6 protein-coding genes and 1 pseudogene are annotated in these 12,257 nt (G+C 54.4%); 1 reads left to right on the forward strand and 6 read right to left on the reverse strand.

Annotated elements, in window-relative coordinates; genetic code table 11:
* Nucleotides 1–41 precede the first annotated feature (41 nt).
* A complete protein-coding gene (locus tag H7698_RS24020) occupies nt 42–803 on the reverse strand; it encodes an iron-containing redox enzyme family protein (protein WP_208525847.1) in 762 nt (253 codons plus the stop codon).
* A 75-nt stretch (nt 804–878) separates the two neighbouring features.
* Nucleotides 879–3,338: pseudogene (locus tag H7698_RS24025) on the reverse strand (EAL domain-containing protein).
* A gap of 349 nt (nt 3,339–3,687) precedes the next feature.
* Here H7698_RS24025 and H7698_RS24030 point away from each other — a divergent pair.
* Nucleotides 3,688–8,268, forward strand: a complete 4,581-nt coding sequence (locus H7698_RS24030) for a deaminase domain-containing protein (protein ID WP_194692978.1) — start codon at nt 3,688–3,690, stop codon at nt 8,266–8,268.
* A 1-nt stretch (nt 8,269) separates the two neighbouring features.
* Here H7698_RS24030 and H7698_RS24035 read toward each other — a convergent pair whose 3' ends face one another.
* The 4 genes from H7698_RS24035 to H7698_RS24050 form a co-directional block, all read right to left on the reverse strand.
* Nucleotides 8,270–10,087, reverse strand: a complete 1,818-nt coding sequence (locus H7698_RS24035; RefSeq protein WP_194692980.1) for an ABC transporter ATP-binding protein — start codon at nt 10,085–10,087, stop codon at nt 8,270–8,272.
* Nucleotides 10,080–10,718 (reverse strand): DsbA family protein, encoded by a 639-nt coding sequence (locus H7698_RS24040; protein WP_162436370.1) that lies wholly within the window; start codon nt 10,716–10,718, stop codon nt 10,080–10,082. The genes H7698_RS24035 and H7698_RS24040 overlap by 8 nt, the downstream gene beginning before the upstream one ends.
* 4 nt (nt 10,719–10,722) lie before the next feature.
* Nucleotides 10,723–11,664 (reverse strand): oxygen-dependent tRNA uridine(34) hydroxylase TrhO, encoded by a 942-nt coding sequence (trhO, locus tag H7698_RS24045; RefSeq protein WP_162436371.1) that lies wholly within the window; start codon nt 11,662–11,664, stop codon nt 10,723–10,725.
* 291 nt (nt 11,665–11,955) lie between these two features.
* Nucleotides 11,956–12,255 (reverse strand): BolA family protein, encoded by a 300-nt coding sequence (locus H7698_RS24050; protein ID WP_014337210.1) that lies wholly within the window; start codon nt 12,253–12,255, stop codon nt 11,956–11,958.
* Between the last annotated feature and the right edge of the window lie 2 nt (nt 12,256–12,257).

Here is a 12,257-nt window from a genome sequence, read left to right on the forward strand (position 1 = left end):
AACAGGAGGTGCGGGCTTTTTCATTGCTGCGTAATAACGACTCAGCTTTCAGCGAAAGCCATGCGCTCACGCGGGACTTGAGCCTTTTCAGCGTGTTCCAACTGCATGCAACGCTCCAGGAAGAGGTACATGTAGTCGTAACTTTTACAAACGGCCTGACGCAACTCTACCTGCAACGCTTTGCTCGGATTCATCCCCGCTAATGTGCAGATGATTTCCAGCGCTTCCCAGGGATGCGCATCATCATATTGCGCGTGCATCTTCAGCCACTTCATTGCCCGCTTGCGATCCTCCTCGGGGAACGATGCTGCGTAGATGCCATTGGAGCAAACCACCGCGGACCACTCCCCCGTTGCGCCCTCAATGGCGTAGTTGGTCGCGGCAATGGCGACGATCAGCGAGTCCGACGAACTGGTGTGCCAGCACCAATGGCTGAGGGCGTGAAGTTCTGGCGCAACAGGCTGCGCTTGCAGATCTTCCAGGCTGACACCATGAGCCCGACTCCAGTGCACCCAATAGTCGGCGTGATTGAGTTCAACGCGAATGTTGCGCATCAACCAGCGACGCGCCATGTCTTCTCCGGGATGACGGGCGAAACGGGTCTTGGTCAAGTTCTGCGCCATATACAACGCAAACTGTTCAACCACCGGCCAGCCACCAATAAGGTAATGGCGCATGGTCTTTGCACTGAGCTTGTTATCGCGCAGCCGTTGATACAGCTCATGTTCGACGACCCTGCGTTTGCTCTCGCTGCAATCATGGATCAGGCGTTGGGCCCAGTCAGGATAACTTGCAGCTTCCATGAGTGGGCCGGTTCGAATAAATGTGTCGATCACTGTCGAGCTCCTTTTGATTGTGATTAAGGATCAGCAAGAGTTTCAGCGGAACGTGCCTGGCGCCTTGAACAACAAAGGCTGAGGCCTCGCAGGACGACTTTGTAAACTTTCGCAAGTAAACAGATGCGGGCGTTCTATGACATACCCTTGAGCGTAATCGACCCCAATCTCCAGCAGTGCCTGCTCGATCTGGGGTGTTTCTACAAACTCGGCAATCGTACGCTTACCCATTACATGACCAATGTGATTAATCACTTCGACCATGGCGAGGTTAATCGGGTCGTCCAGCATATCCTTAACGAAACTCCCGTCGATCTTCAGGAAGTCTACAGGTAAATGTTTCAAGTAGGCGAACGAGGACATACCGGCACAAAAGTCATCTAATGAAAAATGACAACCTAAGCCTTTGAGTTCATTAATAAATCTGATTGCACTGCCTAAATTTTATATCGCACTGGTTTCAGTAATTTCAAAACAAATCATTTCAGGTGGTATGTCGTAAACAACAAACTGTTGACGCAGGAAGTCCAGAAATGCGTCATCTCCTATAGTAATGCCTGACAGATTAATCGCACACATCGCCAACGGACCTTTGTGTTTCTCCGATATGCACTGAGCAATGATCTTAAAAACGTTCTCCACTACCCAGCGATCTAACGAAGTCATAAGACCGTATCGTTCTGCTGCCGGAATGAAACTGTCCGGAAGAATCATGCGACCTGCTTCATCGTGCAGACGCAACAGGATTTCAATATGTCCGCCACCCTGTTCGATATGCCCCAGCGGCGCGATTTGCTGGGCATATAAACAAAAACGGTTATCTTCGAGTGCCATGTGCAGACGCTGAACCCAGGCCATCTCTCCAAAGCGCAGGGACAGTTCCGAATCGTCGGCGTGATAGACCTGAACCCGGTTACGGCCCTTTTCCTTGGCCATGTAGCAGGCCATATCAGCGGCGCGCAGGGAGACTTCGAGGGAGGTCGGGTTTTGCGCGATATGCACCAGGCCGATGCTCACAGTGGTGACAAACGGCCGGCCCTTCCAGACAAAGTGCAGGTTCTGCACGGTCTGGCGCAGACTGTCGGCAATCTTTTCCGCCGCATCGGGCGAGCAGTTTTCCAGGAGGATGCCAAATTCGTCACCGCCGAGCCTGGCCAAGGTGTCGCCTTCACGCAAACCTGATTGCAACAAGGCGCAGATGTGGCGCAACAGTTCGTCACCCGCCGCATGACCGCACGTGTCATTGACCAGCTTGAACTGGTCCAGATCGAGAAACATCAGCGCATGACGACCCGACTGCCGCGTCAGATTGTGCAAAGCCTGATCCAGGCGGAACTCGAATTCACGGCGGTTGGCCAGGCCGGTCAAGGCATCGTGGGTCGCCTGCCATGACAGGTTGGCAATGTACTGCCGCTCCTGAGTCATGTCGTGCAACACCAGGACCGCGCCACTGACCTTGCCGGCGTTACGAATCGGCGCCCCGACCAGGGTCACTGAAACGGTGCTGCCATCCAGGCGCTGGATCAGCTTGGAATGCTCGCTTCCACCACCCAACTGGCCACTTAAAATATGCTCGATGAGGGTAAAACCGTCAGTCTGGGCATTTTCGTCCAGCAAATTGAACAGGGCTGCCAACGGCACACCCGCTGCCTGCTCAGCCTTCCAGTGGGTCAAAGCCTCGGCAGCCGGGTTCATAAAGGCAATTTCGCCGTCGACGTTAGTGGTGATCACCCCATCGCCAATCGATTGCAGGGTGATTTGCGCCCGCTCCTTCTCCAGCTGAAGCGCATCGGCGAACGCGTGGCGCTGCTTGAGAAGTTTATGGGTACGCATCAACGCCAGTGCTATAAGGCCGAGCGCGGTCGCCAGGTTAATGACCAACAATAGCCGCAGGATGACCCTCGATCCCTCACCCAATGCATCACTGAACGCTCTGGCCGCCGGTGTCACGCCATCGTTGATGGCAAAGATCCGCTCTTTCCAGCGAGTAACGTCGTCGCTGGTCGCTCGATTTTCCTTAATGTACTGGTGCATTTCCCGGGCGACATTATCGAGTTGCACCAGGTAGGAATCGCCGACGGTCCACAGGTCGATAGCCTTCTCCAGGTAACTGAAATGGCGGAAATTGAGGTACAGCCAGATCACGCTTGAAACGTCGTCGGGGTGATTTCCACCTTTCAGGATGGCCCTTCTCGCCTCTTCCAGCTTCGGTGGTCTGGCATCCAGCGCAACACGCAACTCATGGCCGCCTTGGGGTACGGCAATTGCGTTCTGGTACTTGAGAAAAATCGTCTCGTCGCGACTGTCGGCGTAGAGGTTGAGGTAATAGATGGCGTCCTTCTGGCCCTTGGACCACAGGCTTTCACCCGCCACGTATCCCCGCACAGCGGAAAGAACGTACAGACTCACGCCTCCCAGCAACGCTTGAAATAATACGACGGCAATAAAAGGCCATACGATGCCCAACAACCGTGGCGTTCCGAGAGTCCGCGTTTGATTCATGAGGTCCCTTGCATTAGCACTGCCAGATCATCATCCAACGTGATCGCTACAGCTAGACTAGGGTGCGTTCACTCTTCCGGCAAGTCAGCGTAAAAAATTCCGGTTTTTTTCTGCGCCCCTCACGCACGGCGTAGTTATGTGCACAAAAAAGCATTGCATAACCTGTAAAAGAAAGTTCAGCAATGCCTGACAGCCACACACTAAGAATTTCCATCGCATTAACCCCAACTCACTCAAAGCAATATTTATTGCACTCTCCAACCTCGCCATCAGCAAAATAATTTATCTCTCCAAGTCTCCAGACTTACCGATAAACAACCAGAACTCACACCATGAGACATACATCAACATGAACTCACCGACATCGACACTTGACGTTTCACGCAATGACCAAGCCGCACTTGGTACTGTTGCAATGGAGCATGAAGGCATACTATCGGACTATGACGCGATGATCAGCCATCTGAACAGACCCGGCATTTCATCAACCGATTTATCCAGCACTTTCCTACAGCCTCATGCTCACTCCCCGCTCACTATTAACTCTACGATAACCGTGGACGGTGAAGCACGCACGGATGGCAAGATCCAGCTTCTCGATATGATTAATTATTATGGCATTGCTCCCTGGGATCCGGACATCCTCAGCCAACACCGCACGGCCATTAAGACGATAAAAGAGAAACGCGCACGCCACTCCCTTCAACTGGACGGCGGCATCGACATTGTTGCCTTATACCGCTCACCCACTAGAAGCGATAGGAGTGCACTAAAAAAGATCAAGAGCACCCGCCCCAACGACTCCACAACTTTGAAAGATATTGTTGCCCAACTTACAACTCGCGACATGGTTGATATCGTAAACCGATTCTTGCCACAAACAGAAACCTCTCTTCTCTCTTACCTCGCGAATAATACTTCTCCACCGTTGCAAACCGATCAGTTTTCGTTAACGCCTATGATTGTCCTCGAAAAAATCCTGCGTTCCCCCGAAGCGCAAAGACTGGGGAACGCACTACTTAAAGGCTTGAACTGGTACGGCGGGCAACCTGATGAAAATGCCTCTCCAGCGGTTAGTATCAAGCTCATCAGTAAGGCCATTCTTCTACAGGCAGATGCAGCCAAAAGCAGCATGCCCAATGATATCGGTGGATATGCCTGGTACCAGCAGTCAAATTGGGGGAAGAGCTATCAGAACATTTGGGCCGCGTTCGAGCAGCACCTGGTCGATACAAATCGAGCCTCGTCACCAACTGAAGCCATCCTGCTGGCTCGTTTGTACCAACCCCAATTTCCGAGCGACTTTCAAATTTGCAACATTCCTTCTGGCCTTCCGTACAGAAGCTCAATGGTTTGGGTGAACTTTGCCCACGGTGTCTCGCTCGCCGATGCAATAGAACCCGGATTGCCCCAGCGGATGACTTTCCAACAACTGGTGGACTTTCCAATCAAGCTGGCTATGCAAGCGACTCAAAAACAACTGGAGCTTATCGGGCTAAGCAGAATACCCCCAACCCTTGAGTGGGCCATTACCAATGGCATCATTCCTGCGAGTGCCGATTCGGACTACTCACAAGAGGAAGTAGATCGCGCCATAAACGCGCTCGACGAGCAAGCAGATGCATTGAGTAACGCAATCCTTCAACTGGACGCCGATCCTCCGCAACGATCAGCTATCGCTGAACGGGAAATGGAAAAGTATTTCAAGGGGAGTCAAGTGCGGATCAATGGGGAGTGGAGAACCGTGTATGGAAACCCGACCCCCTTCATGGGGGATGGGCGAAAATTGATTGAGGATTTCTCGCACGTCAGGACAGGTGGATTAATAAAGGGACCACCGCTAGCAGACAAGATCTATTCTTTTCGGGATGTCTACATGTCGCACAGGCTGACCCAAAAGAAATCCTGGCACATCACGATGAAGGATGGCATTCGCAAAACCAGCTACACCCTCTGCATCAATGCTGATAGAACGATAACCACCACGGCAACCTGGCTTGATGGTACTACGACGCGAAAGCCCTTGCCCGACACGAACGAATTGTTCCGACTGGAGTTCGATAGTTACCTGAAAAAAACCAAAACCGCCTATGAAACAGTATTGAAAAACCTGTTCGCGTCACTTCCCTACGACGACCGGCATGCCATCGAGCAAGGTGAAGTGAAGATCTATACGTTGAGGAAATCGACCGATGGGGTTGAACTGAAACAAGAGACACCTGCAATAACGCTACCGCTTCGCCTTCGCATGGGTTTTTTATTGCAGATCACCTGCAATGCAAATACTTTTTACTACGAATGTTTACCTCGCGCAGGAACTATTCGAAAACGTGCTGACGTTTCATCTGACATGTTTAATGGTCAGGACTGTCCCGCGGATCGCGCACGGGGACTTGGCAAGAACCACTCCACCCGGGATCCGGACTTCATCATGCGCGTCGGAAAAGAAGTCCCTTTTGATTTTCAAGCGCATGAACAAGGCAGTATCCCGAAAGATAATGCAACGTGCGAAGCCATCATTGATCAGTTCGGCGAGACCTTCCCAGCGCCTCTGCATCGTTTAAACAGTGAATACTCATCGCTCGCACCGCAAACATATTCTCGGGCCGCGGGCATTGCCCAGTACATTGCCAACAATTTTTTCTATTACGATGAAGAATTGTTAACCGCCCAGGCCAGAGGCGACACAGAGATAGAACAACAAGCCGCACGCCCACACTGGACAGATAAAATCAAAGGGTTTATTCCATTTTGGGGAAGTATCAGCGATCTGCTTTCGGGTAGCCCGGAAAAGAGAGTGTCGGCAATTTTTGGCTTGATTTTCGATGTGCTCTCATTTGCCCTACCACTTGGCAAGTTTGTATCGGGTTCGGTGAAGCTGATCTCAACAACGGTCCGATCCGGTATCCGGACGGCCCTTCCGCAATTTGGAAAACTTTCCCAAAAGCTGCTTATTTCATCAGTACAGAACATGATTCCCTTCTATGGCCTCCCGACGTTAGCACTACGGCTCTCAGGTGGGCTTATAAGGGGCCTATATGCGGGGGTCAGGATTCTGGTGAGAACATCGTTAAATGGCATAAAGAACATAGTTCCAAGATTAAACAACTACGGCATTATCAGCGGCTTGCCTCAAGTGACTCATCCTGGTAGCTGGATTCCTTCCTCTCCTACTGACCGACTGGCTACCTGGCGGGGGCTCGAAGACGTTCCGGTACGCAATATCGGTTCGACCACCAAACCGATCCACCATCTAATCGATCCTTTTTCCGCCAAACCTTGCGGGCCTGAACTAAAAATCTCTGAGAATGGACTGTCCATTGGGCCTTCTTTGTATCCAGCCGTTGGAAAAAACAGCGACGATGCCTTGTTCTCCATCCCGGAAAAAATACGCGTCCGTGACATGCCTGAAGTGGATGGTCGAACAACGGTGTATCTCGATGACGTCGCCTATCGACTGGACGACGGCATCTTGCGCCGCGCCAACTTGATCGATGACAGCGAAGCCCTGAAACTTGTCCCTTGTCGTATCCGTGGAGTGATACCGGAAACCGTCTGCCTCAACAGTTTCGTCGGCGCAACTGCCGCTCCGACCCCCGCAATGGGTTCGGTCGACGAAACCAAGGGTTATGCACCTTGGTTTGGCGACATTCACTCGGTAGAGGAAATCTGGCAAAACAAGAAATACATCACACGCGACGGCGGGCTTTACGAGGTGATCAACAATAAACCTCGCCGCTTTCATGGTGATCTCAGAAATATGGGTTTTACCGAACACACTCTGGTACCGCGCAGGAACTTCACCGCGACCATCGAGTTTCGAAAAGGTATTTACGCTCGCATTAACATTCCCGGTACCTATCAGGGCGCCACCGATACACAGCGGGTCGGAGCTATCATGATTCCCTCCTTTGATGAAACGGCCGTTCATATTTTTACCCGGGTTAACACCGACAAGTACTATCTCGCGACGCTGCCCAAAGGCGGCAGTCTGAGTGGACCCTTGGTCTTCAATCGGCTGACGTCAGCCCAAATGGCCCAAGGTACACTCGGAAACGAACTATTACGGGTCTACACTGGCTCGCTGCATGCGAACAACATGACCCGTATCCACGGAATAGAGGCCGTCGAGCGCGCCATGAGAACCATGGAAGCTATCGCGATCCCGCTCGGCACAACGTCTAACCCTGCCGGCAACATGCGATGGCTGAAGGTGGATACCAGCCCGGGAGAGGCCTTGATGTTCGATCATTCGACCCGAATGATTGTTACCCAACTACCAGCAGGTGCGACTAGCTGGACTCGCAGCAAAGAAGCATCCGAAGTTTTTCGGCGAAAAACAGTAGAAATATTCGATACGCTGTTTCTGTCCCCCACCATCAAGCCCTCCACGCCCAACACTGCATTGCAAATACAAGATTCAATGGACAAGCTGCAAAGACTGTTGCCCGCAAGTGAGCGCCCGGCCAATGCAAGAAACATTGCATTCGCCGAAGTGACGACGACTACGGGGCATAGAGAAATCTACGTCAGCGTTTCCGGAGCTCAGGGCAGCACCACTCGTTTACCGTTGTTCCGGCATCTGGGCGCCAGTCACGTACGGATTGGCAAAACGACATACATCAACGTCGACTTCGATCAGATTTACCCTAAAACGGGCCTCAACGTGACGCCCGAGGGTAAGATATTGGCCGTTCCGCTCACTATTAAAGACATCGGCACCTATACGCCGAGGCAGGTGACACGGCCGACGTCACTCGACAGCGAAAGCAAGTTGATCGGCATTATTCGTGAAAAGTATCCCGACTCTGCAGACATTCACTCCGTTGATATTGCGACGACCATGCGCCCTTGCGAGTCGTGCTCAGTGGTCATGAAACAGTTCGGACATGATGGAGGAACTGACGCACTGCAAGTGCTCTGGAACTGACCTACATTTGCTGCAAATGCCCATATAGCTTGGCGTATAAACCACCATCGGCAATCAGTTGCTGATGGTCGCCATCTTCGGCAATTTGCCCGCCATCGAACACCAGCACCCGGTCGGCCTGCTTCACCGCAGACAACCGGTGCGCAATGATCAAGGTAGTGCGCTGACTCAGGAAACGCGTCAGCGCCTGATGCAGGTTGTATTCAGTCGCGGCGTCGAGGGCAGAGGTTGCTTCGTCAAGAATGACTACTTTAGGGTCCGCCAGCACCATCCGGGCAATGGCCAGGCGTTGGCGTTGCCCACCCGACAACCGCACACCAGAACGCCCGACGATGCTGTCCAGACCATTGGGCAACTCACGAACCGTGGCATGCAGCTGTGCAATTTCCAGCGCTTGCCAACAGGCCTCGTCACTGCGTTCGCGCCCCATGGTCAGGTTGGCGCGTATGGTGTCGTTGAACAGCGCGGGGTGCTGCAGGACCACGGCGACGTTTTCCCGAACCGTTTCCAGGCCGATCTCCTGCTGTGTCGAACCGCCGAAGCGAATCGTCCCGGCCAGCGGCGTGTACAACCCCAACAGCAACTGCACCAAGGTACTCTTGCCGCCTCCGCTGGCGCCCACAATCGCGACTTTTTCACCCGGCGCGATGGACAGGTTCATTTGGTTCAGCACCAGCTCATCGCCATAGCTGAAGCTCAACCCCTGAACTTCGATGCCGACCGTGTCGCGACCCTGGAACGGGTCGACACCGCCTGCGTATTGCGGCTCGTCAGCCCGGGCCAGCAACTCGTTGATCCGCGACAAGGCGCCGCCGGCAGCGTAGTAGGCATATTGCAGGTTCAACAACTGCTCGACCGGACCGATCATGAACCACAGGTAACTGAAGACCGCGAGCATCTGGCCGATGGACAGGTCGGAAAACAGCACCGTGAGCATGGCGGCGGCGCGAAAAATATCGATACCGAACTGGAACAGCAAGCCGCTGGCCCGGTTGGAGGCATCGGTTTTCCACTGGGAGGTGATCGCGTAATCGCGCACTTCCCGGGCTCGCTGGCCAAGGCGTCCGAGGAAAAAGCCCTGGCGGTTGCCGGCGCGCACTTCCTGAATCGAATCGAGGGTTTCGGTCAGTGCCTGGGTGAAGCGCGACGTGCTGTCGTTCTCGAGTTTCTTCAGGTGCTTGACCCGCTTGCCGAGCAGCACCGTGGCATAGATCACCAGCGGGTTGAACAGCATGATCAGCAGAGCGAGCTTCCAGTGCATCCACACCAGAATGCTGGCGGTGCCCACCAGTGTCAGCATGGCCACCAGAAAACGACTGAGGGTTTCGCCGACAAATTTGTCGAGGGTATCCAGGTCGGTGACCAGATGCGTGGTGACCGTGCCACTCCCCAGGCTTTCGTATTCGCCGAGGGAAATGCGCTTGAGCCGTTCGATCAACCGTAAGCGAATGCGGTACACGATGTCCTTGGCCAGCGCAGCGAACAATTTGGCCTGTACGACGTTGAACAGCAATGCACCACAACGCAGGGTCAAGGTCACCGCCAGCATCAGACCGATATAACCGGCGGCTTTCTGCCAGCCTTCGGGCAGTGCATGGTTCATGATCTTCAGTGCCGTGTCGCCATGCCCAAGCAGCACTTCATCCACCAGTAATGGCAGAAGCAATGGAATAGGTACGCTGCACAGCGTCGCCAATACGGCTACGCCGTTAGCGATCCACAGCGATTTTTTATGTTGCAGGGCCAGTCGGCGGATTTCGGCCCAGCTCAGCCGATCGACACGCTTGGGCGCTGGCGCGTCATCGGGCAAGTCATGCACAGGCGGCGCGCTCCAGCCAGCGACTGAGCAGCGGCGACAATTCACTCAAGGGTTGATAACCATTCGTCAACAAAGCCAGTTGACCATCACGCTCGGCCAACAGCGTAGGAAAGCCGGCAATCCCCAGGTCCTGAACCCAGGTGAAATCGGCCGCCGTGGCGGCGTGCTGATCGGCCCGGTCAAAGGCTGCGGCGAATTCGATACGCGGTACACCCGCCTGCTCCGCCAGCTCCACCAGGACACTGGCGTGGGTGACGTCGCGGCCCTCGGCGTAGAACGCGTGCTGAATCAACCCCAGCAGTTTCCACGCACAATCCGGTGCCAGGCTACGCGCCGTGACCAGCGCCCGGCAGGCAGGTTCGGTGTCGTAGACAAACCCTTCGGGCAACGCGCCTTCAACCTTGAAAGGCTGGCCGGTGGCCTCGGTGACCGCCTGCCAATGTTCAAGGATGTAGCGCCGCGTAGTCGGTTCCAGGGCCGATCCGCTACCGGTACGCAATCCGCCCACCACCAGATGCACTTCAACCCCCGCTGCTTGCGCCTGTTCGACCAGTGACTCGGCCACCGGCGCGAAGCCCCAGCACCAGGAACACATCGGATCCATCACATAGAGCAAGCGGCACGCAGACATGGGTTCAAGCCTCGGAAGGTGTTTGCTTGTAGTTGTAGCCGATCGGATGAGGCATGTTTCGCGCCTTGGCCAGTTCGATCTGCTTTTGCCGGTCGATGGCACTTCGACGGGTCTTCTCGCTCAGCTTATCCCAGCAATGCGGGCAGCTGATGCCGGCGACGTAATGCTCGGATGCGCGGTCTTCCACGCTGATCGGCGTGCGGCAGGCATGACATTGATCGTAGTCGCCTTCACTGAGGTCGTGGCGCACGGTGACGCGGTTGTCGAATACAAAGCAGTCACCCTGCCATTTGGTTTCTTCCTGCGGCACCTCTTCGAGGTACTTCAAGATGCCACCCTTGAGGTGGTAGACCTCATCGAAACCCTGGCTAAGCATGTAGCTCGAGGCTTTTTCGCAGCGAATGCCACCGGTGCAGAACATCGCGACCTTCTTGTGTACCGCCGGGTCGAAGTGCTCTTTGATGTAGTCGGGGAACTCGCGAAAACTGGTGGTCTTCGGATCGATGGCCCCTTCAAAGGTGCCAATCGCGACTTCGTAGTCGTTGCGCGTGTCGATCAGCAGCACTTCAGGGTCGCTGATCAGGGCGTTCCAGTTCTCGGGATCGACGTAGGTGCCAACCTTTTTGTTCGGGTCCACGCCTTCGACGCCGAGGGTGACGATTTCTTTCTTGAGTTTGACCTTGGTGCGATAGAACGGCTGATCGTCGCAGTACGATTCCTTGTGATCGATATCGTCCATACGCGGGTCGTTCTTGAGCCAGGCCATCAGCCCGTCGATGCCTTCGCGGCTACCGGAGACGGTGCCATTGATGCCTTCTTCGGCGATCAGCAACGTGCCTTTGATGCCGTTGTCGACCATCGCCTGCAGCAAGGGCTCGCGCAGGGCGACGTAATCTTCGAGCGTGACGAACTTATACAGTGCCGCCACGACAATCTGTTGTGTCATGGGTGTTTCTCCAGGTGGCTACCCTCGTAAAGGGTGAACCGGATGCGAAAAAAAACGCGCCGGGTTAGCGGCGCGTTGCGGATTCTAGCAAAAAAGGTGTGGTTTTAGGACTGTCATCAATCTCTGTGGCGGGGGGATTTATCCCCGTTGGGCTGCGAAGCAGTCCTGAATTTCGATATCACAACAGTTCCGAAACATCGAATGCTGCGATCTTTCGACTACTTCGCAGCCTATCGGGGATAAATCCCCTCGCCACAAAAGCCTTCATCACAACGTCCCTCAGCCTTCACTTCAATGCTTGCTGCCGCCCGCACAGGTCGGCGAAGCCGGGGCCGCGTCGATCTGTGCCCATTCTTCAGGCGTATAGGTATGCAGCGCCAACGCATGAAATTCGCCCATCAGCTCGCCGAGCGTGCCGTAGACCTTCTGGTGACGCTTGACCCTGTTGAGCCCTTCGAACTGCTGACTGACCACCACTGCCTTGAAGTGGGTTTGCAACCCGCGACTGTGCATGTGGCTTTCATCCAGCACCTGCAAGTGCTCGGGCTGTAACAGGCCCAGCGTCGACTCAATGCGTTGTTGCATGCTCATAC

This window comes from Pseudomonas sp. p50(2008) (assembly GCF_015351605.1).
GTDB lineage: Bacteria > Pseudomonadota > Gammaproteobacteria > Pseudomonadales > Pseudomonadaceae > Aquipseudomonas.